Consider the following 23,933-nt stretch of genomic DNA (forward strand, 5'->3'; position numbering starts at 1 on the left):
AAACCACGGTCATGAAGCCAGCACGTCGTTCGAGCAACGGTCATCGGAAGGAGAGTTCCCGCCTCCCAGTAGGATGCGGGAAAGCCACTGTCCGGTGTACGAGTGTTTACAACCCGCGACATCCTCCGGTGTTCCGGTTACCACTACTTTGCCACCGCGCTCGCCGCCTTCGGGACCGAGATCGATGACCCAGTCGGCGGCCTTAATCACGTCGAGGTTGTGCTCGATCACCAGAATGGAACCTCCGGTATCGATGAGTCGACGGAAGGAAGAAAGCAGCTTCGAAACGTCGTCGAAGTGTAATCCCGTGGTCGGCTCGTCAAAGATATAGAGGACTCGAGACCGGCGTTTCTTCTGCTTGTGGTGCTCTTCGTCCTCTCCCTGTTCCTGTTGCACCACGATGTCCCGTTTGGGCTGGAGGTGAGCCGCCAGCTTCATACGCTGGGCTTCGCCCCCAGACAATGTGGTCGCGGATTGTCCCAACCTCAGGTATCCAAGCCCGACCTCGTCCAGCACCTTTAAACGATCGACAATCTTGGGAATCCCGGAGAAGAAGTGGAGCGCCTCACGCACCGTCAGGTTCAGCACTTCGTGGATGTTCTTCCCCTTGTAGCGAACCGTCAAAACCTGCGGCTTGTAACGAGTGCCTTTGCACTCCTCGCAGACCAGTTCTACGTCGGCCAGGAACTGCATCTCGACCGTGACGGTGCCATCGCCCTGGCAGGTCTCGCAACGGCCGCCGGGGATGTTGAAAGAGAAGTGTCCGGCGGAGAAACCACGCTTCTGCGAGTCAGGAAGGGAAGCAAACAAATCCCGGATCGCGTCGAAGGCCTTGATGTAGGTCACCGGATTCGAGCGCGGTGTCCGTCCAATGGGGGACTGGTCAACCAGGATGACTTCGTCCAGGTACTGCACTCCATCGAGTTTCGACAGGTAGCCGGCAGCCGGACCCGTGCCGTTCGTCTGCTTCAACGCCGAAGCCAGTGCCTGGTAGAGGACATCATGTACCAGCGTCGATTTTCCCGATCCACTCACACCGGTGATTGCCACCAACATGCCGAGCGGAATGGTGACGTCGATGTCTTTCAGATTATGCGCACGCGCCCGCTTCAGGCTGAGCTTCTCTTTCGTCGGCTTGCGACGATGCGGGGGGAGCTGAATCCGAAGTTCGTCGGCCAGATACTTGCCGGTCAGCGATCCCGGCGTTTTGCGGATCTCGGCATACGTACCCGCCGCGATGATCTTTCCACCGTTCTCGCCCGCTCCCGGCCCAAGGTCGAGGATGTAGTCAGAGGCCTTCATGATCTCCGGATCGTGTTCGACAACCAGGATGGTGTTACCGAGGTCGCGAAGGTCATGCAGGATCTTGATCAGCCGATTCGTATCACGACTGTGCAGCCCAATCGACGGCTCATCCAACACATAAAGAGTGCCCACAAGTCTTGAGCCGAGCGAGGTCGCCAATTGAATCCTCTGCGCTTCGCCTCCGGACAGGGTCGAAGACAGGCGGTCCAGCGAGATGTATTCCAGCCCAACTTCATCGAGGAACCGCAGGCGGTCACGAACTTCGTCCAGCAACTTCCCGGCGATATCGTTTTCCTCGCGAGATAGTTCCAACCCGGCGAAAAACGCTGTCGCTTCCTCGACGGTCATGGATGTGACCTGGCAGATGTCGCGTCCGCTGACTTTGACCTGCCGCGCATCGGTGCGCAGACGACCTCCACCGCAGGCGCCGCAGACGGAATATCCGCGGTAACGGCTGAGAAACACCCGTACGTGCAGCTTGTACTTCTTGCGTTCCAGATGCTCGAAGAAACCGCGCACGCCCCAGAATTTTCCGTCGCCGTTGATGACCACGTCCTGATGCTTCCGGTCCATATCCGACCAGGGCACGTCCAGTGGGATCCCCGCCGATTTCGCGTACCGCTTCAATTCATTGAACAAGGGACGATACTTCGGCTTCGTCCACGGCTCCACGGCACCTTGCGCCAGTGTCAGCGATTTGTCGGGAATGACCAGGTCCAGGTCAAAGTCGATCGTGTTGCCAAATCCCTGGCAGCGCGGACAAGCCCCGTATGGGTTGTTGAACGAGAACAGTCGCGGCTCCGGTTCCTCGTAGCGGATGTGGCACTTCTTGCATTCGAATCTTTGCGAATACCGGAATCGCTGAGGCTCGCCGTCTGACGGTGCGGTTTCGAAGATGACTTCGCCGGCTTCGCGGAAACAGATTTCGGTCGAGTCCACCAGCCGCGAGCGCGAGTCGGCCGACAGCGAAAGTCGGTCCACAAGGATCTCGACGGGTTTCGAGAAATCGATATCGAGCAACGACTCCGGCGTCGAAAACTCGAATATCTGTGCGTCCTGGTACAAGCGGTTGAAGCCACGCTTGCGCAACTCAAAGAGCCGCTCCTTCAGCAGTTCGTTTGCAGCTTCCTTGCCGGCAGCTTTCTTCTTGCGCCCCTTGGGCTTCTTCTCCGGTTCCGCCGGTACGGCGGTCCGCAACGGAAACAAGACCTGGACCCGGGTGCCCTCGCCCAGGGCAAGCACGGCGTCGGCGACTTCGTCGATGGTGTCCTTCTTCACCAGCCCGCCACAGTTCGCGCAATACGTTTTGCCCACACGCGCATAAAGCAGGCGGAGGTAGTCGTAGATTTCCGTGGCGGTGGCGACGGTCGAGCGCGGGTTGCGGGTCGTGTTCTTCTGGCGGATTGCCACGGCCGGCGCAATCCCATCGATCAGGTCCGCATCCGGCTTTTCGATCCGCTCCAGAAATTGCCGCGCGTACGCCGACAGCGACTCGACATACCGACGCTGTCCTTCGGCATAGATGGTGTCGAAGGCGAGGGAAGACTTGCCCGATCCAGAGACGCCGGTCACGACGGTCAGGTGGTTGTGAGGGATCTCGAAGTCCACATTCTTAAGGTTGTGGGTCCGAGCACCGCGAACGATGATGCTTTCTTGTGACATCAGGGGAAAACGCAGCCCAATCCGGTGGATACCCACACTGGCGGTCCCAGACGGTGCTGCGGAATCTTCTATTATATCGAGCCGGGGAAGGGAGCGGCGAGTCCCGTCGGATTAACGGACGAGGATGAGAAGGGCGAAGATGTACACCCACAGCACCGACATGGAATGCCAGTACCAGGCGGTTACGTCGAGGACCACGCGACGGCGTTCGAGGCCTCGCAGGCGGGAATGAACGAATAAAGCCCCATAAAGCAGGGCGATCAGTCCTCCCACCAGGTGAATGGCGTGCATTCCCGTGAGCACGTAGAAGAATGAGCTATTCGGATTGCCCGAAATGTAGAACCCGCGGCTCATCAGCTCCCGCCAGGCTAGAAACTGCCCGGCCACAAACGCAAAACCGAGCGCCAGCGTAATTCCTAGCCACGGCATCGATCGTTCTTCCCGAACCGTTACGCCCGGAATTCCGGCAACTGCCGACACTGCGGCACGCTGGAATGCCTGTCTCCGAGATTTTTCCAGGGTGAAGCTGCTGACCAACAGCAGGGCGGTGTTAAGCAGCAAGAGGCGTAAGGGCAACGTGACCGGAACCCAGTCATGAACATACGACTGCGTCTCTACGTTCCATGATCCCACCACCTGCCGAATCACGAATGCGATGGTGAACGACAGGAAGAGCATGAAGATCGCAACCAGTGCTACGCCCATCCCGAGGCGATACTTGCGCAGTTGCTCGCCGTAATCCGGAGAAGAGTCTCCCTGTCCGCCACCGCCACCGCCGCCAAACGGAGGATCGTTGTTGGGTCCGCCAGGACCCCTGCCGAACGATGTTCTCGGCGAATGTACGGATGGATTCAGAGTCGCCATGCTGAACGGTTGGATGCAGTCCCCACGACTGCCTGTCAGCATTTTACATCCCGGCTGGTCGTCGGCTATTCGGAGGAAATCTGCATTGTCTGGTCGATCCACAATGTTTTCGGCACACCTTGCTGATCGGGGCCGGAGTAGCTGGCGGTAATGCGAAACCCTTCATCGCTGATTTCCGAACTGTAGCTGTATGGTCCGCGTGTGGGGGACTTCATAACGACGTCGTGGTTGGCGATGAGTTCGTCGAGCGATGCATACTTCCCGTTCAGCGCAAAATAGCCTCGCTCGGCCTGGGCAATGTTGATCAGATCGTTGCGCACGCCGGTCACGTCGATGGTCGCACGCGGATTCGCCGTGGCGCCGCCGGGAGCCGATGTCCCCTGGATCTGTTGCTTGTAGATGTAGGCGCCAACCGCGAGCACCACGAGCAGTCCAACCAAGCCAAACATTCGCGACATGAGGGATAGATTCCGGCAGCAGGGCCGTTGCCACAAGTGACAATCGTGGCGACACCGATGTACATAGCCAGACAATTGACTTGCACCACTGGTGACAGCAAACTCAGGGTCCTGGGAGGGCAACTATGAAGAAATTCGCCCTGGGTTGTTTTCTCTTGCTGTGCGTGATGGCCGTGGCTCAGTCTAGAAGCGATACCGAAAGCAAGCTGATCGCCATGGAAAACGCGTGGAATGCCGCGCAGCGGGAGCATGACACAAAGACGCTCGAAGTCTTGCTGGCCGACACCTTCATCAACACCGAATGGGATGGTTCCGTCGAGAACAAGGCTCAGTTCCTGAAATCGATCAAGGACCCGTCGATGAAGTTCGCGAGCTTCACGACCGACGACGTGTCGGTGTTCATGTACGGCAACACGGGAGTGGTGGCCGGCGCTTATCACGTGAAGGGAACCAGATCCGGAAAGCCCTATGAGGCGCATGGCCGCTTTACCGACACATGGGTGCAGATCAAGGGCAAGTGGCAGTGCGTGGCAAGTGCGGCCGTGCACACAAAGTGAAACGTCGCCGCAACGTGGTCAAATTCGGCTGGGCACGTTACGATAAGCGATCATGACTACGGAAGCGAAAACGTCCTCGTCGCACCTGTGGGAGTTCGATCCTAACCAGCGAGAGGCTTGGGACCGCCGTTATCTCGAGAACCCAAGCTTATATTTCGAACCCGACACGTTCCTGTTGAAGTCGTACGAACAGTACGTTCAGCCGTTGTTCCCGAAAGGTGGAGTAGCGCTGGACGTCGCCGGCGGACCCGGCCGTCACGCCATCTGGCTCGCCGAACTCCGCTGGAAGGTCACGGTGGTAGACATCTCTGAGGTCGCCTTTCAGAACGCCCAGAAGAAAGCCGACGAGCGTGGCGTCGGCATCGACTTCCTTGTGCGCGACCTGAATACCTGGAGCCCCGATCGCAAGAAGTACGACCTGATCCTCGTCTTTTACTACTTGCAACGCGATCTGTTCAGCTATCTGGAAGCGGCCCTGAAGCCCGGTGGATTGTTGATTTACAAAACCTACACGGCCGAGCAGGCGGAGTTCGAAAGCGGGCCGAAGAATCCGGTGCATCTACTGCGACAGAACGAATTGTTGCACGGCTTCCCGGGGCTGAGGACGCTTTTCTACCACGAATCGATTACAGAGAAGGCTGTCGCGGAACTAGTGGCGATCAAGCCGAAGTAGAGGCAGAGAGAAATCCGTGAAGGCGCGCTCTTTTTGGGCGCGCTTTCTCATTTTTCAGGCGATGCATTGTTTGAGAACTGAACTAAACAGTTAGCCCGGAATGGGCTCTTTACTTAGGGAAGACTTAAAAATGCGCCGCTAGGCGGCGGTGCTACGCGCCAGCGCCGCATAACGGCGAACCGCAAACAAGATTCCGTTCACATCCGATGGCAGGCAGCAATCGGCCGCGCCGGCATTCATAGCCGAGGTCCAGATGTTCTCATCGGCTAACCGATGCGTACACACGACGGAAACGTTACTGAACTCGTGACAAAGTTGCTCGACTTCCGGCAGTGAAAACATCTCGAGATCCAGGACTGCTACGTTTGCGCGGGATCTCATGATCGCCTGGCGGAGTTGGGCTTTTTCCGTCAGCGTTACGGCACGGCATTGACCGCGAAGATTATTTGCCAGGGTGGATGCGGCATTCGCGTCATGTTGGGCGAGTACAACGTTCAGGGATAACATTGGGGATCTCCCTTCGCTAAAGTCGTTAATGCATCGCCGCGGCTTCGGACCGCAGCAGGACGGTGCTACTTACTTTGTGGTCGTAGCTTCGAACGGCTCGGCTTGCAGCTTGCCGTTCTGCTTTAGAAGAATCTCTACTTTGCCTTCAGCTTCCTCCAACTCCTTACGGCAATTGTCGGAAAGCTGCACTCCTTCTTCGAACAGTTTGAGGGCGTGTTCGAGAGCGATATCCCCCCGCTCGAGTTCGTCGACGATCTTTTCGAGCCTTTGCAGGCAATCTTCGAACTTAGGCAAAGCGTTAACCCCTGTCGCAGATTCTACCGCAGTTCACAATTGATGGTGTGTGTGGAAATCACCTTAGAACGTAAATTCCTCGTAAGCTGTACGGAAGGGCATTGGCCGAAAGGGAAATGGAATGCCCGGGGAAGGAGTCACCCCGGGCAGTGTAGATTTTTTCTACTTCGCGGTTGTTGCTTTGCCGGTCGTTCCCAGCACTTCGAGAACGTCCACGGCGGCGCTGTATTTTCCGAAAGGAGCGCTTATCTGCGCTCCCTGCACCACGTCGCGTAAGGCTTCCAGCATTTCGCGAGCAATGGCCACGCCCTCGGCACGCGCTTCTTCCGCACTCGACGCCCGTCCCATGCGGGTGATGATTTCGTCGGGCACGCTTACGCGAAGCTCGTTCTTCATGAACTCTGCGTTGCGAACGCTGGTCAGCGGCCAGATGCCGGCAATCACCGGGATGCGGACATGCTCGATTCGTTTGAGAAACTTCTCGAGCAATTCGATATCGAACACAGGCTGCGTTACGACGTATTCCGCTCCGGCTTCCACCTTGTACTCGAAGCGACGAAGTTCTTCGTCGATGTTCGGAGCGCCCGGGTTGGCACCGACGCCGATTACGAAGCAAGTGTTCGTGCCGATCGGGTTGCCGCCCACATCCAGCCCGTGGTTAAGGTTCCGGACGATATTCACCAGTCCGATCGAATCCACATCGAAGACAGCAGTCGCATCGGGATAGTTGCCGAGCTTCGGCGGGTCACCCGTAATGCATATCAGGTTATGGATCCCAATCGCCGATGCACCCAGCAGGTCAGACTGTATGCTCAACACGTTACGGTCGCGACATGTGTAATGCAGCACGCACTCAATGCCAACCTGCTGCTGGGTCAGGATCGATAGCACATGGTTCGACATGCGTGCCGATGCGCGGGGGCTGTCCGGGATGTTGATCGCGTCCACGCCCACTGACTTCAGGTAGCGCGAGCCCTCAATTTCTTTCGTGATGTCCGTTCCCTTCGGGGGAACGATTTCCACCATGGTCGCGAACTGGCCGGCGGCAAGCTTCGCGCCAAGCCCTGAACGCTGCGCCAAAGGCTTGGGCTCGATCACCTTCGTGGTGGCTGTGGGCTTTGCCACCTGGAAAGACGACGTACGGGCTTCCCCGACTCGGAGGGCCGACTTCATCGAGCGAATGTGATCGGGCGTCGTGCCGCAGCACCCACCGATCAGCTTTACTCCGGCTGCCGAAAACTTCTTTGCGTAGCTCGCCATGTACTCCGGAGAGCACAAGTAAATGTTTCGGCCTTCGACGGAGCGTGGCATCCCGGCGTTGGGCTGTGCCGCCAGCGGGATCGCGTCGCCCACTACCGCGCGGACCTTCTCCATCGTGTCGAGCATGGGCGCAGGGCCGACGCTACAGTTGCAGCCGATGACGTCGACGCCCCATCCCAGCATTTTTTCTGCGAAGATCTCAGGGGTCGAGCCGTCCAAACAGTTTCCGTCTTCGTCGATCGTTACTTGCGCAACAATGGGGATCGTCGGACTTACGTCTCTAGCGGCGCGAATGGCCTGGCGCAGTTCTTCCAGGTACCCGAAGGTTTCCAGGATGATAAGGCCCACTCCACCTTCGACCAACGCGTCGATCTGTTCTTTGAACGCCGTGTAGGCTTCCTCAAGCGAAACCTTACCGAGCGGCTCGATGCGAGTGCCGAGCGGTCCCACAGACCCTGCGACATAGCCGTCGAAGCTTTTGGCCGCCTCGCGCGCCAGTTTCACCCCGGAGATGTTGATTTCGCGTACGCGGTCAGCGGCGCTGAACCTTGCCAACCGAAACGAATTGGCTCCGAAGGTGTTTGTCTCTATGACCTCGGCGCCGGCCTGCAAGTATTCCTGGTGGACCTGGCGAATAAGGTCGGGCTGCGAGACGTTCAGTTCGTCGTAGCAGCGATTGATGAAAACACCCTTGGAGTACAGCAGGGTTCCCATGGCTCCGTCGCAAAGGATGGGGCCTTGTTGCAGTCGAGTTCGAAAATCAGTTGGCATGAGAGAAGAATCCCACTCTTTTAGAACAGTAAACGATATGTTTGGGAAGGGCTAGTGCCCGCGGGTACCATCGGTTACGCGGGACGGGTACTTCGCTTTGTTATAATCGCAACTTTCAGCAATACTTTCGATAACTTCATGCATTTGTTTCCAGTGAGATACCTTCGTCTTGCCTCGTTACTTCTAGCAGCCATGGCACTGTTATCCATGTCGGGCTGCGGAGGCTCGTCTAACAGCGATTCCAACACGCGTAAGGTCAGCAATTTCAGCAAGCGTTTGTTCGTGATGAACTCGTTCTACGGCACCATCCTCATCATGAACGCCGAAAATGACTTTTTCTGGCCGCAGCCGATTTCAACCATCACCAATGGAACCGGCATGGTGGTATCTCCGGACAAGTCGCTGACCTTGGTCTACTCGAATACCGGCGGAACGCTTCACATCATCAGCAACTCCGCGGAAGATTCGGCCGGGACGATTAGTACGTCCGCCCCCACCGAAAGCGTCGCAGTTCTATCCGACAACAAGACGGCCGTGCTGGCTTCGCGCAATGCCACGGTGACGAACCAGCCGAACGGAGCCGTCTTGGTGTTGAACCTGACGGACAAGGCCGTGACTTCCACCATCTCCTTGCCGCAGGCGAAGACCGTTGCCTTGAACCGCGCCGGCACGAAGGTCCTGGCTTTCGCGGATGATTCGGATTCGGTGTACGTCATCGATGTTACGAACAAGACTGCGACGCCGATATCTGATCCCAGCAAGCTTTCGCGTCCGGTGAATGCCATCTTCTCGACCGACGACTCGAAAGCTTACATCCTTAACTGTGGCGCCGAGTGCGGCGGAGCGACCGCCAGCGTGACTGTCATGAACATGTCCGACAATTCGTTGGGCGCCACCGTTCCGGTGAATGGTGCGACCGTCGGCCTGCTCGATGGCAGCAAGCTTTATGTCGCAGGCTCGCCGAGCAATGTTGGACAGTTGGACGTCGTGGACGTGGGCAGCATGACTCGTTCCCAGCAGGGGGTCAGCATCGCCAACGGATACCACACTGTGATGGCAATGGCGGACGGCAACAAGCTCTACATCGGTTCGCGTAACTGCACTTTGAACGGCGAAGCTGGTTGTCTTTCCATCTTCAACGGAACCACGGCAACCATCCCGACGACCCGTGCACCTGGCACGGTCACTTCGGTGCTGCCAATCATTGGACGAAATCTTGCCTACGTAACGATCGGAGGCGAACTGATTATTTTCGATACCACGACCGACGCGCCAAGGACCTCGAGCCAGATCGACATCGTCGGATTCGCTGCCTACATAAAGCAGATCGACTAGAACGCAGGAATCTGAAAAGGGCACGCCGTACAGCGTGCCCTTTTCATTTTGCGGGAGCGAGTTCGAGGATGTGTGTCTTGTTGCTTTCCACGGCTCCGGTCGAGAAGGGAAGACGGAACGTCGTGCCCTTGTACCATGCCGTCCAGTGGTCCATAAAATAAGGACTAAAGATATTTCCCGACTGCCCGGTCGTAATGTTCAGGTTCGTGTCGTCTAGTTGAGCGAAATCCACGGTGAGTCGCTGTGACGGTCCGAAGTCTTTCCCCACCTGCTTCACGGTGTTGCCATTTCCCGATTGTGGTGCATGTCCGGGCCCGGCCCATCTCTGGAACACCGGGATGCGCCCGAACAGCGGGTGCTTCAGCTTCAGAGCCACGAACTCGCCCCACTTCCATTTTGAAATGTCCCTCGGCGCGTTCTTGCCGTTGACAGCCGTTTCCAATGCCGCAGCCAGAAGATCGTCGAAAGACTCGTACTTCGAGGGCAGCCACGCGCGGTTCTCACGACTGATGGTGTTTTCCAGCCATACGTTCTGCATTTCCCAGCGATACATACGCCAGCCCACGAGTGCGGAACCGGGAGGCGTCTTTTCCGGAGAGCCTCCCAGCTTCGGCTCGAGCATCATGCGAATCAGTTCGCGCTGCGAGGTGGCGATAATGGCGGGCGCAGGAGCGTCTTGAGTCACCTGCCCATTCCATGCACGCAGGATGTCCGCGGCTTTCCGTGCTTTCTCCGACGCCTTTTTGTCGTGATCGGCCGCATACGCCAGCCGTTGTGCCAGGTAAAGATCGAAGGCCGAAGCAATGTCAGTCTGAAGCTTCAGCATGTCTTCCGATGTGAATTTCTTGTCCGCCTGCAAAACGCGGTAAATGCGTTGCGTGCGCTCTCCCGAAACCCACTCCATCCCAAGCTGATGCGGGTAGTCATCGGGCGTGATGCGTCCGTTTGCTGTCGCGATGATGCCCGACGGAGGATCAAACACACTCGGCATCTGCTCGAACGGGATGTAGCCTGTCCATTCATGCGCGTCGTCCGCGCCGTTCACCGGGATCCCCTCCGAAGGAACGGCTCGCGTCGGCACTTTGCCCGTTGTGATGTAGCCGATATGTCCGTCGACATCGGCATAAACCGCGTTCTGGGAGGGAACGCCAAAGCTTGAAATGGCCTTCTTGAACTCGTCCCAGTTCTGTGCGCGGTTCAATTCAAAGAAGGGAAGACTTAATGTCCCCGGCTCGAACAGCGTCCAGCGAAGCGCAAGCTTTCTCCTTTCGCCGGGAAAAATCTCCGAAACCACCGGCCCGTGTCGGGTAATTGGAACCTCGACGGTGACGCTATTTCCGCCCCGGACTTGAATCACTTCGGTTCGCTTCTGAGGCGTCTGCCAGCCGGACGGCGTCTGATACTGGCCATTGTTGTTGAAGGTCTCAATGTAGAGGTCGTAAGTCAGCGGACCAACATTCGTGAATCCCCATCCAATCCGCTGATTGTGTCCAACCACGATGAAGGGCACGCCGGCAAAAGTGACGCCGGCAACGTCGTACCCCGGCGCCGTCAGGTGCGATTCATACCACACGCTCGGTACCTGATGGCCGAGGTGCATGTCATTCGACAGCAGCGGTTTTCCCGTTACGGTGTGCTGGCCGGAAACCGCCCAGTTGTTCGATCCCGGCACCAGCAGCGGATTGTCCATTTGTTCGACCCTGGCGCTGAGCCACTCGGGCAGCAGCCATTCCAGCGAGGCGCGCTGTTTCCGACGTTGCTTGCGCGAGCCTTCCTGCTGCACCTCCGGCATTTCCGGATTTTCCTCGAAACTCGGCAAAGCTACTGTGGGCGGCCGGTCTCGCCACGATCGACTCGGATAGAGGTCTGCCGCTAGTTGCGGACCCACGTGCGAAAGCACTTTCTCGCGCAACCACATGTGTTGCACGAGGTAGAACTGCAACTGTTGCGCCATCTCCGCGCCGATCAGGAAGGTATCCGTCGGCGTCCACGGCCGAGGCTCGTATCGGAGGAGGCGGAACTCCGAGGGCAGGGAATTCCGGTTCGCATCGATATAGGCGTTTACGCCTCGCGCATACGCTTCGAGATAGCTCTTCTCCTCGCCGCTCAACGCATTCGCTGCCTGTTCGGCCACCGCTCGCATGCCGAGGATGCGCTGCGCTTTGTCCAAGCGGAGCACGCCTTCGCCAAACAACCGTGGCGACAGAATCTCGCTGAGTTCTCCTGCGGCCGCCCTTCGCGACATGTCCATCTGCCACAGCCTGTCCTGTGCCGTTACGTATCCCTGGGCAAAGAACAAGTCCGGCAGACCAGCAGCCGAAATGTGCGGCACGCCGTGGCTGTCGCGGACCACCTTCACCGGTGCGCTTAATCCCGGTACGTTCATCGTGCCGTCCAGTTGAGGCAGAGACGCCCTCGTCGCTTGATACAACCAGAGTCCGAAGAAACAGGAAACGGCAACCATGAGACCCACAAGCGCGAGCACAACGCGCAGAATCCGGAAGGACAGCGAACGACGTTCTTTCATGTTTGGAGACAAGACCGGAGAAGACATGTAGCCGCATTTTAGGCGGGCAGCCTGTGGATGAACAATCAAGTGAATTGCGGATTTACGTGTCCCTCTGCGTGCCAAAAAACCTTGAGGCTATCCAGTTACGGGGTGATATTCTGATTGAGGGACCACGTCGCCGGATATGCTGCCAAAGCGAATCGATGACCAGCCATCTATCTCGCGCGAGATGCTCCGCGAAGCGACGGACATTTTCCATCAGCATCTGAAGCGGGTCGGGTTGAAACACACTGGCCAGCGCGACGTCATACTTAAGACCTTCCTCGAACAGCGCGACCATCTCTCCACCGACGAACTTTATCGCCAGGTCAGAAAAAAAGACCCGAAGATTGGCTTTACGACCGTCTACCGCACCCTGAAGCTGTTTACCGAGTGCGGACTGGCCAGCGAGGTCGCCTTCCACGACGGAATTTCCCGCTACGAGCACCAGTACAACCGTCGCGGCCATAACCACATGGTTTGTACGGAATGCGGCAGCTCAGTTGAGTTTTTTACCCCGGAACTCGAGAAGATCGAGCACGAAATCGGCAAGAAATATCACTACCTCACCACGCGCCACAGCTTCCAGATCTACGGCGTCTGCGACGAATGCCAGAAAAAGGCGAGCCGTCGCCGGATCGTCTAGCCGTCCTCAGTCTCTACGAATCGCGGAACTGATTTCCTGCAAAGCGCGCTCGGCTGCTGCTTTTGGATTTTTGTCGCCAGTGATCGGTCTTCCCATCACTAAATGCGTCGCCCCCGCCTTGATGGCCTCCCCTGGCGTGACCACCCGCGCTTGATCTCCGACCTCGCCCCCAGCGAACCGCACTCCCGGCGTCACAATCGCAAAGCCCTCACCGAGGTTCCTCCGTATGGAAGTGGCTTCGTGCGCCGAAGCCACTATTCCGGTACAACCGGCATTTCGCGCAATACCAGCCAGCCGCAACACCTGGTCGGCAACCCCAACCGGCAGCCCGAGCTCTTGAAGATCGGCGTCATTAAGCGAAGTCAGCACCGTGACCGCGAGCACCAGCGGTTTGGCAGCCGACGAAGCCGCCGCCTCAGCCGCAGCTCGCAGCATCTTCGAGCCCCCGGAAGCGTGCACGGTCAACATCGACACGCCGAGTGTGGCGGCGCTTGAAACAGCTCCGGCGACGGTATTTGGGATGTCGTGGAATTTCAGGTCCAGAAAGACCTTACGGCCGGAGGCCACCAAGTCGCGTACGACTTGGGGTCCTTCGGCCGTAAACAGTTGCTTACCGACTTTATAAGTACTGGCTGAGTCCCCGATCTCGGTGACGATCTTCTGTGCTTCCGAGGCGCGGGCTACATCCAGCGCGATGATTAACCGATCCTTGAGAGCTTCCATCACGTACAGGATAGCTCAATGGCCCACGACGCCAGGGCGGGTCAGGATTTGGGATCGGATCGGATCACCAAAGCAGGTTTGCTGGTTAAGGCATTCCTGCCAAGTTTTGACTCTGTCTGTTGGCCGCTATAGTCGTTGGTTGCACTATATCCAGCCGTACGGGTTCGATACCTTTGCCTGGTATCCCAAGCATCCGAGCCGCACCATAGGACAAATCGATAATCCTGGAGCGCGGAACCGGACCGCGGTCATTGACCCTTACTACCACCGACCTGCCATTCTGCAGGTTGGTGACTTTCACCAGAGTCCCCAGCGGTAGCTGCCTGTGGGCAGCCGTGAACTGGAACATATCGTACGGTTCACCGCTGGCTGTGGTCTTTCCGTGGAAACTCTTGCCATACCAACTGGCTTTACCCACCTGAAATGGCTTCGAGCTCCGCTTGTGACGAAGAGCCACACTCTTCGTCTTCGCCGAATTGTTGTTACCTGTTCCTTTCTCGGGTCGAGCTAGCGTGTACTTCACACTAGCTGTGCCGGGGGTATTTGGCGGCTGTGCCGCCAGCAGGCTGGTTGTCGTGAACAGTCCAACCAGTATGTTGGCTAGTACTTGTCGCATCAAACACCTCGCGTCATCTATAGACCCTCCCAAGGCGTCGTATCGTGTAAGTCTAGGTAGCTCATGGACTTGCTGTCAATAGAGCATTTCTGGAGCACCAAAAACCGCTTGACTCGCCCTCTCTTTTATGGCTGGACGAGCCCAACAGGGTGCCGCCAGAAAGGAGTGCCTTTGAACACTCGGGGGAGGGCTGAAAACCCCTTTCTGGCGGTCATTTCTTCGATGGCTCGACTGCCCATTCAGTTGGCAAGCCCTCACCGGCCTTAGTACTTTTGAGCTAAAGCTTCTTCGAATCCGGGCTAAGCCCTTGCAGCGCAAGCCGCTACGGTTTACTTTGGTCATCTTCGGACGAGTAAGAATTACCCGCTCAGGGAGTCGCAATCATGGCAATTCAGCCCCTCACCTTCGCTAAAGGACAAAACGAGATCAGCCTCCTGCCCGGCATGGCCAATCGGCACGGCCTGATCGCCGGAGCCACCGGAACCGGCAAGACCATTTCCCTGCAGGTCCTGTCCGAACACTTCAGCGACAGGGGAGTTCCCGTCTTCCTTGCCGATGTAAAGGGCGATCTCGCCGGCATAAGCCAGGCTGGCGGCCAGAATCCGAAAGTTCAGGAAAGAGTGCAGAAACTTGCCTTAACTGACTGGTCCGCAAAGGCTTATCCCGTTGTCTTTTGGGACGTCTTCGGCGAGTTGGGGCACCCCGTCCGAGCCACGATTTCGGAGATGGGGCCGCTTCTTCTGAGCCGAATCCTGAACCTGAACGCCACCCAGGAAGGCGTTCTGAATATCGTCTTTAAGGTAGCCGACGACAACGGCCTCCTGCTCCTGGACCTGAAAGATCTCCGCGCCATGCTCGAATTCGTCAGCGACCACGCGGCCGAAGTCAAAAGCCAGTACGGCAACGTCTCTGCCGCCTCGGTCGGCGCCATTCAGCGTGGTCTGCTGACCCTTGAACAGCAGGGGGCCGAGCAGTTCTTTGGGGAACCCGCCCTAGACCTGAATGACCTCATCCAGACGGCCAACGACGGGCGCGGCATCATCAACATCCTGCAAGCCAACAAACTCGTTCAGTCTCCCAAGCTCTACGCCACCTTCCTCCTCTGGCTCTTGTCTGAGCTTTTCGAAAACCTGCCCGAGGTTGGCGACCCGGAGAAGCCCGTCCTGGTGTTCTTCTTCGACGAAGCTCATCTTCTTTTCGAAGACGCCCCCAAGGAGCTCCTCGACAAGATCGAGCAGGTCGTCCGCCTGATCCGTTCCAAAGGCGTCGGCGTTTACTTCGTTACCCAGAATCCGCTCGACGTTCCTGATGACGTCCTCGGCCAACTCGGAAACAAGGTCCAGCACGCCCTCCGCGCCTTTACCCCGAAGGACCAGAAGGCCGTACGGGCGGCCGCACAAACGTTCCGCGAGAATCCGGGCCTCGATGTCGAAGCGGCCATCCTGGAACTGGCGGTAGGCGAGGGTCTGATTTCCGTCCTCGATCCGAAGGGCACCCCAACCCCGGTGGAGCGAGCGTTCGTGTTTCCGCCGCAGAGTAAGATTGGCCCCATTACACCCGAGGAGACGAAACGCATCATTCAGTCCTCGGTGCTGTTTGGCCACTACGAGAAAGCTGTTGACCGCGAGTCGGCATACGAGCGACTGAAGCAGAAGGCATCGGCTGAACCGCCAACGGCCACGCCGACTCAGCCGCAATACACTCCGCCTCAGCAACAACCAACAAGCAGTGGCGGCGGCTTCTTCGGAACACTCGGTACCATCCTCGGCGGAACGACTGGCCCGCGCGGTGGACATCGGGAAGGGATCGGCGAAGCCATGGCTAAGAGTGCCGCCCGTTCCATCGGCAGCGCGGCCGGACGCCAGATCCTTCGCGGAGTTCTGGGCTCGCTCCTGGGCGGTTCCACTTCCTCGCGCCGGCGGTACTAACATGTCGCAAGCTCCGCCGGTTGTCCTATCTATCGCCGGGTACGATCCGTCTTCCGGCGCAGGCGTCACTGCCGATATCAAGACGATCGCCGCTCACGGCTGTTTTGGAATTACCTGCATCACGGCCCTGACCGTCCAAACCACACAAGGTGTCAGCGCCGTCGAGCCAGTTCGCCCGGAGATCATCCGCCGCACTCTCGATGAGCTCGCTGATGACTTTGATATAGCAGGTGTCCGCATCGGAATGCTCGGCTCTTCTGCCGCCGTCATTGCCGACTTTCTGCAATCCGCAAAGCTAAAGAACGTGGTCCTGGATCCTATCGTGAAGTCCAGTTCCGGGGCGGAATTGGTGGACCATCTCGGTCTGACTGTCCTCCGCAACCAACTACTTCAACTAGCCGACGTGGTTACACCAAACGTCGATGAGGCTGAAGCTCTCACGGGAACCGCGGATCACTACGCGGCTGCGAACCGTCTGCTGGATATGGGCGCCCGAGCGGTTGTCGTTACGGGTGGGCACCTGGCGGAAGCCGTGGACGTTCTCGTCACCCGCGACGGGTCCGAAGAATTTCGCGCGCCGAAGATTCAATCCCGTTCGACGCATGGCACCGGATGCGCCTTTGCGACATCGATTGCATGTGAATTGGCAAAAGGGAAGTCATTGCGGGAAGCGGTGATCGAGGCGAAACGTTTCGTCCGCCATGCCATCGAGTCAGCCTATTCGGTCGGAAGAGGTGTGGGACCCCTCAATCATCTCGCGCGTTAGTCGAGAGCTTCTCTTGTGGTGCCGCTCATTCTGGAGTTAGTTGTCAGCAATTCAGCAGGATTGCTCACCTCCAACTGCAACTTCTTGCAGATTCCAGCCGACTTCGCCTGTAACGTGCCTGTTATCAGCGAGACTATTGGTATGGAAATTGCATGGTTAGACTGCAAATCCTTTCGTTAAGGCCCTGGGCACCAGCCGGAGCTCTCCGCTGGATCCTCCTGCCAGTAGAAGGAGGCTCCGGAAAGGAGGGTTTCTTTGCGAAGAATCCTGATCATTCTCGCTACTTTACTTGTCTCAACTGCCATGTTTGCCGGGACGCTGATCGTCTCCGGCGACTCGAACATCGGCAATGGCATCGACGGATCGTTTGGTGCACCGATGCCGGCCGACAACGGCCTCTTCTTCACGAATATCCTCGGCACTGGTACGAAGGTCGTTCAACAGAACGGCTACAGCAGCGGAAGTACCGGTCTGGCCGAGAATGCGATCTTCAATCTCTATAACAGTCTCGCGGGAGTTTCGATCACCGCGGTCAGCAGCTCCTTCACGGCGACCGACCTCGCCGGTGCGAACCTCTTCATCAGCATCCTGCCGGAGACCGGGTACACCACTTCTCAGCTTGCCGCAATGGGCAGCTTCCTGGGAGGAGGAGGAACCCTGTTCCTTATCGGCGAAAACGCAGACACTGAATTCACTGCAATCAACGGTTACCTCAATACCGCTCTCACTACTCTCGGAAGTGGCATGGCCATTAACCCGGCCATGCTCGACTGCGGAAGTTTGAGAGCAGCCACCGGCGGTCAAATCGCCAACCAGCCTTTGAACGCCGGTGTCTCGAGCTTCGATTATTCCTGTGCATCGGGGGTCACGGGAGGAACTGCGCTGTATTACGCCAGTGACGGAACTTCCTTCGTTGCATTTCAATCCATACCTGAGCCGGCTTCGCTCTTCCTCTACGGGTCCGGCCTGCTGATACTTGCGAGTGCGATTCGCCGGCGCATGCGCCGCTGACCGCCCGCAAAAACTTAAGCCGCCTTGCGAAGGGCGGCTTTCTTATTTCGGAAACGTTTATCGGTTCCCCCGAATAAACATTCCGGAGCTTCACAATCGACACTCTCATCTAATTTCTACTTTCGCTGGGGAGACTCATACGCATGCATCATGTCCGCAAAGAGAATTTGCCGTTTGTTGGGAGTTCGTTTCAGTTTATTGGAGCAGATCAGGGTGATACGAATGTTTCGGTATTTCTGTTTCACGGAAAGCCAGGGTCCGGGCCTGGGCCGCATCGTCATCCTTATGACGAGGTCCAGTTCATTCTCGAAGGCCGCGGAACCTGGACGGTAAACGGCAAAACCTTCGAAGGCCGCGCCGGAGATATCTTCATCATTAAGGCCGGCGAGATCCACTCCTTCAAAGCCGAAGGCGATACGCCACTCGTCCAACTCGATGTCCACCAGAGTCCACGATTCATTCAGGAGAATTTATAAGCACCTTTGTTTCTGAGGCGGGCCCGCGCGGACCCGCCTCAGTCCTGACCTCAGTGCGGCACATTGATGTTTACGTTGTACTGGACTCGATAGAGTATTCCCCTCGTGTCCCAGCCCTGAAAGGTTATGAAATGCGTGCCGCTGGGTGCATTCGAAACCGTTTGCAGTAGCAAAGGGCCAGTAGAGGTAGCGACCAACGTATTGTCGATATACGCTTTCACGGCCGTAATTGGCGCAGGATTGTTCTGAATGTCGGCTTTCAGCTCGAAGGAATTTCCGACGTAGCTGTTCGGGATGGGTGAGAGGGTAGTGTCGAACCCTGGGCTGCAGGTGCCAGTCCCTTTCGGGGGACAGGAGACGTAATCCCAGGTAAATGCCGAGTTGAGAATCCTGGTGTTGCTGAAGACGTGGCCGGAAGTGTCCCACGCTACGACCGCGATAGTGTGATTTCCCTGTGTACCGGTAAATGCTCCCGTAGGGAACTGGCGGGTGTTGTACTGCGTGTCTTCCGCCTTGCCGTCCACATACAAGCGCATGGCAGAAATCGAGTGACCGGACGTAGCTGTGGCGGAAGCAGTTACCTGGTAAGAAACTCCGAGCACTGAGCCCGCAGTAGGAACACAGAAGTTTATTCCCGGAGAACCGGGAAGTGGGCAGGTGAATGGGAAACCGTTTCCGCCATTGGCAATGACGATGAACGATATCTTGCCCTGAAAGAGTCTCCCGGAGCTGTCCCAAACGTTGATCACAACGTTGTGGAAACCTTGCTTCATGCTGCCGTCGAGAATGAGTCCGCCCGATTCGTTCGCGAGACCCGTGACCGTCAGATGACCGTTGTCGTAGATCTTGAACTGGACAATGTACGCTGCGGGTGAGGGCGTGGAATTGAAATCAATCATGGGAGTGTAAACCATGGTTGCGTTTGGAGTGGGAGCACAAATCCTGACTCCCGGACTGGAAGGCGCGGTGCAGTCTGCGAGAGCCATCGAAGAGAGTGCGAATACAACTGTGCTGGTTATCGTTGCGAGCAGCCACGATCGCATTACGGAAAGCATAGAACCTCCTAAGCGGGGAGCAGAAGAGGGGGCTGCGGGTTTGTGGGTTTCTGCCGGTTTTGAGTTGCCCGGCCAATGGCACCAGTCAAAAGAAGATTGGATGAAGCGCAACTCGAAGGCTCGTATTCTCCTTCTTGTATATCTGACCTCTTTCGCTACACTACGTCCATGCGGCGCATTCTGCCTGCAGTCGGATTATTCTTCCTTGCCCCACTTGTGGCGGAGTTTCTGCTTGGCAACATGTCCATCACCATGCTCGGTACGCTCATCGTGCTGGCTCCGATGTATGGCGGCGGCGCGCTGCTGATCCGTGAAGTTGTCCGCCGCAATGACCGTGGATGGCCCACGATCATCACCCTCGGACTGGCATTCGGCATCCTTGAAGAAGCGTTCATGACGCAGAGTTTGTTCAATCCTGATTATCTCGGGATGAACCTGCACCTGCTCGATCCCGCGTACATTCCCGCGCTCGGCATTGGTGGCTGGTGGACCGTGTTCGTTCTCATGCTCCACTCGGTGTGGAGCATTTCTGTTCCGATTGCACTGACCGAATCTTGCGTCCCCGAGCGCTCGACCAAACCGTGGCTTGGCCGTATCGGGCTGTTAGTGGTTGCAGTGTTGTTCGTGCTGGCGACGATTTCGATCACATCCTTCTCGATCAAGCAGGACCGTGTACATTTCGTCGCTTCCATGACGCAGTTCGTCTCTGCTGCCGTCATCTGCCTGGTCGTGATCGTGTTCGCGTTCCGTTTGCCGAAGCCGGCGGAAGGGCGAGCGCCCGGAGCCGTTCCTAATGCCTGGCTGGTTGGTCTGATCTCTTTAGCGGCTGGATCAGTCTTTCTGGTTGTTCCGAACCGTTGGGCATGGAGCGCCGTGATGATTTACATCACTGTTTGTGCTGGCATGATTGGCGCGGCCGTCGCTTGGTCGCAGCGCAGCAGTTGGGGTGGTCTGCACCGGCTGGCATTAGCCGGCGGAGCAGCGCTCGCTTATGCGTGGCACGCTTTCGTTCAGAATCCTTCGGTTGGCCGAGCTGGAACCATCAATCGAATCGGCAATGTCGTTTTTGCGGCCGGCGCTGTGATCTTGCTGTTCGTCGCGGCTCGGCGGAATCGAGCCCGGCAGGAGTCGGCAAAGGTGATGTCTGCCTGATCGGATCGCGGACTCGACCGGCGAGTCGTACACGACTGTCTCCGGTCCAAAAGAAGAAGCCGCCGGCATCCACCGGCGGCCACTAAACGCTAAGAGCTCTTAGAACGGTTGTGTTTACCAATACATAGTAAACAGTCGTATAACATAAATGAATACAATGATATAGATGGACATGACTGCATCGCATTCGAAGTAAACAAGAACCCATCGACAGCAGGCAATTGTTTACATTCACCGTCTCGATTAGGTGGCACCAACATCATCATCGTACCGGATTGAGTGGGTGAACCAAAGCCATCGTGAGGTGTCCGAAGTGTGAGTCAAAGCTAGCCGGTTGTGTGACAATGGCCAGCATGAACTCAAACCGTCTGGTTCTTTTCATCGTTATCCTCGCTGCGGCCATGACATCTAGTGCCGCCGATTTTCCAAAGTGGAAGCCACGAAAAGCTGTGGCTGTCGGGAGCTCTCCCAAAGTCATTAGGTATTCACCCGACGGTAAGCTGATTGCAGTCGGAGACGCTGACGGCAATCTTAGGATCATCGCCGTCGATTCAGGATCAGTTATTAAAACCGTAGCATCCGATTTGAAACCCCTCCTCGAGATACACTTCCTCCCCAAGTCAGGACGGCTGCTGGCCTGCGGTGGCGAAAACCAGGTTCAGGTGTTTTCGGCAGCGGATTGGAAAGCGGTTGCGAACGCAGAAGGTATTCGCGCATGTGAAGCCTCCGAAGAGGAGAACCTGCTGGTTGGAGGCGACGGCAAGAAGCAGGGCGAAGCATTAGTGCTCTGGGACGTCAGGGATCTAAAACCCATGCGTCCACTGTTCAGCAAAGGGGCGAGGCCAGTCGATCCCTCCTTTGTGAAGGGTGGGCAAGTTGCGGTTTCTGTGGCACGCGTTCCTTACCTCGTTGATGTCAAAACCGGGCAAGCAACTAAGATTCAACAGACTGGTGACGCCTCGACTGCCGTCAAATTTGAGAAAGGGCAGGGAAATCAAGCTGCCTTTTCACTAGGCGCGATGCAGGATGACGATGCTCCCACCCATCGTGTCGCAGCGAGTTGGGATGGGGAGTTGGTTGCACTTGGTCGCGGGTGGTTTGGTCAACCAGATTTCGTGGATGTTTGGGCCGTCTCAGGTATGAAACGTCTACTCAGGATCAAAGAAGAGAACACCGGGACGGATGCGAGCCTTTCATTTGACGATCAAATGGTGGCTGTGGGTTCCTCAAAGCCAGGTAACGTTTCGATCTATCGAATCAAGGACAAGAAGAAAACCACTCTGCAAGGCAGCAATCTCTTTCAGTTCAATCCGAAGAGCCTAGAATTGGCTGTGGTTCAAGACGAAACGCTGTCGTTCTACGTGCCGCCGAAATGATCTACAGGCCTCGAAGGAATTGGGACAGCGGCAGATTAAAACCGTCTGCGATCGTTTTGAGAACTCGGAGGCTAGGGTCCTTCTTGCCCGTCTCAATCTCGGATAAGTAACTGCGATCGACGCCCAGCATCTCGGGCATCTCAACTTGGGACCCCGACCAAAAGAAAAGGCCGCCAGCATTCACCGGCGGCCACTAGAAGCAAATAGCAAACAGCTTAGAACGGTTGTATTTACCGAACAGTTGTAAAAAGCCACACAAGTACTTGACGTTAAATATAGATAAGCACGAGACTTGTCCTCGGATTCTTTGTACTTGTAAACAAAAGCTGCTACGAGTTGACCGAACCAGCATTTTGTTTACATTAGCGACAGAATACGTCTTCTACCGAAATTCACCATAAGTGGATCCACCCAGCCGTTGGACCGGGAGATTCTGAGGAGTCACATGACGACGTGATTGGCGCTCTTCCGTGGACGTAACTTCCTCGATACCTTACTGCGTCGAGATGAGACATCGGATTCCGGAGCGAAGAGTAACCTTTCTCACAACCGTTTTAGTCTCAATAGCAACACTTTTGGGCTGCGGAGGTGGAAGACAAACATCTGCGCCATCAGGGTCTTCCACCGTCACTGCCGTCGGTTATGTCGCGAACATCAGAAGCAACTCTGTGACTGCCTTTTTACTGGACGAGATCAATGGACAAATGCAAGTTACAGCTACAGCCCCGACGGGGCCAAGTCCGGGATATCCAGCGGTAACTCCAGACAGGCGATTCTTGTTCGTCGGCAATACTGATGGAAACACGATAACTCGTCTTGCTCTCGACGGGAATGGCGGAATGAAATCGGCAGGACCTGATATTAAGCTCGTCGATCCATCTGCTAGGCCGGTGGGCACCATGGTGTCGCCTTCCGGCAGATTTCTGTTCGTCGCAACAGTTCCAAACGCGGTAGAAGCATTCAGCATCGGCTCCCAAAACGGCGAGCTAACCCCAGTCCCGGGTTCTCCTTTCGCGGTTGACGCAGACGCAAACACTCTGGCGATCACGCATTCAGGCAAGTTTTTGTTCGTCACGGGCACACTTTACTCGGATGCAATCTACGTTTTCGCCATCGATCAGGGGAACGGAACTCTAGCTAGAATCGCGACCTTCCACACTGGATTCCTCAACTGCGCAATGGCTGTAGATCCAACTGACACCTACTTGGTCGTGAACGCATACATCGAGAGCAAGCTTTTGCTGTTCAAGATCGACCCTACAGGGCAACTGCAAGAGGCTCCAGGGTCGCGCGTCCCAAGCTCTTATCTGTCAACCAGTATTGCGATTTCCCCTGACGGCCGATATCTCTACATGGACGATGCGCTTGGACGGGGCATTAATAGCCATTTCGATAACGGAATCCTTGGTTGGAAATTCGATGCTCTCAGCGGAAGTATCTTGCCAATGCCCGATTCTCCGTTTCTAGACAATCAGGTTCCATCGTCGGTAGCAGTTTCACCGAAAGGAACTATTCTGGTGGTCTCAAGGGTCAATGATCTGGACGTCGGCCATGTAGCCTCTTATCGAATAGACTCCACCTCTGGCGCCTTGAGACCGCTCTCTGGCACCGGCTTTGACTCAGGCATCCTGACAGGCGGCGGACCCAACCACGTTGTGTTGGTTCCACGATCTTAACTGGCCAGTACTATATTCCACGGAGAAAGCGAGAAAGGCTCAACTTGAAGCCGTCTGCAATGGTCTTCAGGACACGGAGGCTGGGATCCTTTTTGCCGGTTTCGATCTCTGATAAATAGCTGCGATCAATCCCTAGCAACTCGGCCATCTCTACTTGAGTCCAGCCGCGGTCGCGCCGTAGGGCGCGGACGCGGCTACCGAGGCGAACACGAATGTCAGTGGACACCTCCAGATAATCGCGTGTAGGCTATTGCCCATGTGTTGGCAATTGCCA

Annotated in this window: 22 protein-coding genes; 11 read left to right on the top strand and 11 right to left on the bottom strand. The window is 56.7% G+C overall.

Annotated features, from left to right (window positions below; translation table 11 throughout):
* Positions 1 to 9 precede the first annotated feature (9 nt).
* The 3 genes from uvrA to VN577_07090 all read right to left on the bottom strand — a co-directional run bounded on the left by uvrA (position 10) and on the right by VN577_07090 (position 4,289).
* Positions 10 to 2,967 carry an excinuclease ABC subunit UvrA gene (gene uvrA / locus VN577_07080; protein HWR14574.1) on the bottom strand — a complete coding sequence of 986 codons (2,958 nt, stop codon included), beginning with the start codon at positions 2,965 to 2,967 and terminating at the stop codon, positions 10 to 12.
* A 111-nt stretch (positions 2,968 to 3,078) separates the two neighbouring features.
* Positions 3,079 to 3,873, bottom strand: coding sequence for a cytochrome c oxidase subunit 3 (locus VN577_07085; protein ID HWR14575.1), 795 nt, complete (start codon positions 3,871 to 3,873; stop codon positions 3,079 to 3,081).
* 23 nt (positions 3,874 to 3,896) lie between these two features.
* A complete protein-coding gene (locus VN577_07090) occupies positions 3,897 to 4,289 on the bottom strand; it encodes a hypothetical protein (GenBank protein HWR14576.1) in 393 nt (130 codons plus the stop codon).
* A 125-nt stretch (positions 4,290 to 4,414) separates the two neighbouring features.
* Here VN577_07090 and VN577_07095 point away from each other — a divergent pair, with 125 nt between their 5' ends.
* Positions 4,415 to 4,846 (top strand): nuclear transport factor 2 family protein, encoded by a 432-nt coding sequence (locus VN577_07095; GenBank protein ID HWR14577.1) that lies wholly within the window; start codon positions 4,415 to 4,417, stop codon positions 4,844 to 4,846.
* 52 nt (positions 4,847 to 4,898) lie between these two features.
* Positions 4,899 to 5,519 (top strand): class I SAM-dependent methyltransferase, encoded by a 621-nt coding sequence (locus VN577_07100; protein HWR14578.1) that lies wholly within the window; start codon positions 4,899 to 4,901, stop codon positions 5,517 to 5,519.
* A 138-nt stretch (positions 5,520 to 5,657) separates the two neighbouring features.
* Here the strand turns inward: VN577_07100 and VN577_07105 are convergent, their stop codons facing one another.
* The 3 genes from VN577_07105 to VN577_07115 all read right to left on the bottom strand — a co-directional run bounded on the left by VN577_07105 (position 5,658) and on the right by VN577_07115 (position 8,351).
* Complete coding sequence (locus VN577_07105; GenBank protein ID HWR14579.1) at positions 5,658 to 6,026, bottom strand: hypothetical protein; 369 nt, start codon at positions 6,024 to 6,026, stop codon at positions 5,658 to 5,660.
* A 69-nt stretch (positions 6,027 to 6,095) separates the two neighbouring features.
* The gene (locus tag VN577_07110) at positions 6,096 to 6,320 is read right to left on the bottom strand and encodes an exodeoxyribonuclease VII small subunit (protein ID HWR14580.1); all 225 of its coding nucleotides are present in this window, start codon (positions 6,318 to 6,320) and stop codon (positions 6,096 to 6,098) included.
* A gap of 162 nt (positions 6,321 to 6,482) precedes the next feature.
* Complete coding sequence (locus tag VN577_07115; protein HWR14581.1) at positions 6,483 to 8,351, bottom strand: bifunctional homocysteine S-methyltransferase/methylenetetrahydrofolate reductase; 1,869 nt, start codon at positions 8,349 to 8,351, stop codon at positions 6,483 to 6,485.
* A 192-nt stretch (positions 8,352 to 8,543) separates the two neighbouring features.
* On the opposite strand from VN577_07115, the gene VN577_07120 reads away from it, so the two are divergent.
* Positions 8,544 to 9,686: a YncE family protein gene (locus VN577_07120; GenBank protein HWR14582.1), complete on the top strand. Its 1,143-nt coding sequence runs from the start codon at positions 8,544 to 8,546 to the stop codon at positions 9,684 to 9,686.
* 43 nt (positions 9,687 to 9,729) lie between these two features.
* Here the strand turns inward: VN577_07120 and VN577_07125 are convergent, their stop codons facing one another.
* Positions 9,730 to 12,240 carry a penicillin acylase family protein gene (locus VN577_07125; GenBank protein HWR14583.1) on the bottom strand — a complete coding sequence of 837 codons (2,511 nt, stop codon included), beginning with the start codon at positions 12,238 to 12,240 and terminating at the stop codon, positions 9,730 to 9,732.
* A gap of 139 nt (positions 12,241 to 12,379) precedes the next feature.
* Here VN577_07125 and VN577_07130 point away from each other — a divergent pair, with 139 nt between their 5' ends.
* Positions 12,380 to 12,880, top strand: a complete 501-nt coding sequence (locus tag VN577_07130; GenBank protein HWR14584.1) for a Fur family transcriptional regulator — start codon at positions 12,380 to 12,382, stop codon at positions 12,878 to 12,880.
* Positions 12,881 to 12,886: 6 nt separating this feature from the next.
* Here the strand turns inward: VN577_07130 and pyrF are convergent, their stop codons facing one another.
* Positions 12,887 to 13,603: an orotidine-5'-phosphate decarboxylase gene (gene pyrF, locus VN577_07135; GenBank protein ID HWR14585.1), complete on the bottom strand. Its 717-nt coding sequence runs from the start codon at positions 13,601 to 13,603 to the stop codon at positions 12,887 to 12,889.
* Positions 13,604 to 13,688: 85 nt separating this feature from the next.
* Positions 13,689 to 14,219 (bottom strand): septal ring lytic transglycosylase RlpA family protein, encoded by a 531-nt coding sequence (locus VN577_07140; protein ID HWR14586.1) that lies wholly within the window; start codon positions 14,217 to 14,219, stop codon positions 13,689 to 13,691.
* Between the two features lie 383 nt (positions 14,220 to 14,602).
* Here VN577_07140 and VN577_07145 point away from each other — a divergent pair, with 383 nt between their 5' ends.
* The 4 genes from VN577_07145 to VN577_07160 all read left to right on the top strand — a co-directional run bounded on the left by VN577_07145 (position 14,603) and on the right by VN577_07160 (position 18,400).
* The gene (locus VN577_07145) at positions 14,603 to 16,147 is read left to right on the top strand and encodes a helicase HerA-like domain-containing protein (protein HWR14587.1); all 1,545 of its coding nucleotides are present in this window, start codon (positions 14,603 to 14,605) and stop codon (positions 16,145 to 16,147) included.
* A gap of 1 nt (position 16,148) precedes the next feature.
* Entirely contained in the window at positions 16,149 to 16,913 is a 765-nt protein-coding gene (gene thiD / locus VN577_07150; protein ID HWR14588.1) for a bifunctional hydroxymethylpyrimidine kinase/phosphomethylpyrimidine kinase, read from the top strand.
* Positions 16,914 to 17,168: 255 nt separating this feature from the next.
* Positions 17,169 to 17,924: a hypothetical protein gene (locus tag VN577_07155; protein ID HWR14589.1), complete on the top strand. Its 756-nt coding sequence runs from the start codon at positions 17,169 to 17,171 to the stop codon at positions 17,922 to 17,924.
* A 143-nt stretch (positions 17,925 to 18,067) separates the two neighbouring features.
* Positions 18,068 to 18,400, top strand: coding sequence for a cupin domain-containing protein (locus VN577_07160; protein ID HWR14590.1), 333 nt, complete (start codon positions 18,068 to 18,070; stop codon positions 18,398 to 18,400).
* A 50-nt stretch (positions 18,401 to 18,450) separates the two neighbouring features.
* On the opposite strand, the gene VN577_07165 is transcribed toward VN577_07160, so the two are convergent.
* The gene (locus tag VN577_07165; protein HWR14591.1) at positions 18,451 to 19,455 is read right to left on the bottom strand and encodes a hypothetical protein; all 1,005 of its coding nucleotides are present in this window, start codon (positions 19,453 to 19,455) and stop codon (positions 18,451 to 18,453) included.
* Between the two features lie 168 nt (positions 19,456 to 19,623).
* On the opposite strand from VN577_07165, the gene VN577_07170 reads away from it, so the two are divergent.
* The 3 genes from VN577_07170 (at position 19,624) to VN577_07180 (ending at position 23,659) form a co-directional block, all read left to right on the top strand.
* Positions 19,624 to 20,607, top strand: a complete 984-nt coding sequence (locus VN577_07170; GenBank protein ID HWR14592.1) for a hypothetical protein — start codon at positions 19,624 to 19,626, stop codon at positions 20,605 to 20,607.
* 344 nt (positions 20,608 to 20,951) lie between these two features.
* Positions 20,952 to 21,983: a WD40 repeat domain-containing protein gene (locus VN577_07175; GenBank protein ID HWR14593.1), complete on the top strand. Its 1,032-nt coding sequence runs from the start codon at positions 20,952 to 20,954 to the stop codon at positions 21,981 to 21,983.
* A 506-nt stretch (positions 21,984 to 22,489) separates the two neighbouring features.
* Positions 22,490 to 23,659 (top strand): beta-propeller fold lactonase family protein, encoded by a 1,170-nt coding sequence (locus VN577_07180; GenBank protein HWR14594.1) that lies wholly within the window; start codon positions 22,490 to 22,492, stop codon positions 23,657 to 23,659.
* A gap of 10 nt (positions 23,660 to 23,669) precedes the next feature.
* On the opposite strand, the gene VN577_07185 is transcribed toward VN577_07180, so the two are convergent.
* Positions 23,670 to 23,885, bottom strand: a complete 216-nt coding sequence (locus VN577_07185; GenBank protein HWR14595.1) for a helix-turn-helix transcriptional regulator — start codon at positions 23,883 to 23,885, stop codon at positions 23,670 to 23,672.
* Between the last annotated feature and the right edge of the window lie 48 nt (positions 23,886 to 23,933).

The sequence above is a fragment of the Terriglobales bacterium genome (genome assembly GCA_035561515.1).
GTDB lineage: Bacteria > Acidobacteriota > Terriglobia > Terriglobales > Acidobacteriaceae > DATMXP01.

Coding starts and splice junctions, on each gene's coding strand:
- VN577_07160 (HWR14590.1), top strand. CDS start 18,068: ATGCATCATGTCCGCAAAGAGAATTTGCCGTTTGTTGGGAGTTCGTTT.
- VN577_07130 (HWR14584.1), top strand. CDS start 12,380: ATGCTGCCAAAGCGAATCGATGACCAGCCATCTATCTCGCGCGAGATG.
- uvrA (HWR14574.1), bottom strand. CDS start 2,967: ATGTCACAAGAAAGCATCATCGTTCGCGGTGCTCGGACCCACAACCTT.
- VN577_07170 (HWR14592.1), top strand. CDS start 19,624: ATGCGGCGCATTCTGCCTGCAGTCGGATTATTCTTCCTTGCCCCACTT.
- VN577_07165 (HWR14591.1), bottom strand. CDS start 19,455: ATGCTTTCCGTAATGCGATCGTGGCTGCTCGCAACGATAACCAGCACA.
- pyrF (HWR14585.1), bottom strand. CDS start 13,603: ATGGAAGCTCTCAAGGATCGGTTAATCATCGCGCTGGATGTAGCCCGC.
- VN577_07175 (HWR14593.1), top strand. CDS start 20,952: ATGGCCAGCATGAACTCAAACCGTCTGGTTCTTTTCATCGTTATCCTC.
- VN577_07180 (HWR14594.1), top strand. CDS start 22,490: ATGAGACATCGGATTCCGGAGCGAAGAGTAACCTTTCTCACAACCGTT.
- VN577_07085 (HWR14575.1), bottom strand. CDS start 3,873: ATGCTGACAGGCAGTCGTGGGGACTGCATCCAACCGTTCAGCATGGCG.
- VN577_07120 (HWR14582.1), top strand. CDS start 8,544: ATGGCACTGTTATCCATGTCGGGCTGCGGAGGCTCGTCTAACAGCGAT.
- VN577_07145 (HWR14587.1), top strand. CDS start 14,603: ATGGCAATTCAGCCCCTCACCTTCGCTAAAGGACAAAACGAGATCAGC.
- VN577_07105 (HWR14579.1), bottom strand. CDS start 6,026: ATGTTATCCCTGAACGTTGTACTCGCCCAACATGACGCGAATGCCGCA.
- thiD (HWR14588.1), top strand. CDS start 16,149: ATGTCGCAAGCTCCGCCGGTTGTCCTATCTATCGCCGGGTACGATCCG.
- VN577_07090 (HWR14576.1), bottom strand. CDS start 4,289: ATGTCGCGAATGTTTGGCTTGGTTGGACTGCTCGTGGTGCTCGCGGTT.
- VN577_07115 (HWR14581.1), bottom strand. CDS start 8,351: ATGCCAACTGATTTTCGAACTCGACTGCAACAAGGCCCCATCCTTTGC.
- VN577_07125 (HWR14583.1), bottom strand. CDS start 12,240: ATGTCTTCTCCGGTCTTGTCTCCAAACATGAAAGAACGTCGTTCGCTG.
- VN577_07095 (HWR14577.1), top strand. CDS start 4,415: ATGAAGAAATTCGCCCTGGGTTGTTTTCTCTTGCTGTGCGTGATGGCC.
- VN577_07100 (HWR14578.1), top strand. CDS start 4,899: ATGACTACGGAAGCGAAAACGTCCTCGTCGCACCTGTGGGAGTTCGAT.
- VN577_07140 (HWR14586.1), bottom strand. CDS start 14,219: ATGCGACAAGTACTAGCCAACATACTGGTTGGACTGTTCACGACAACC.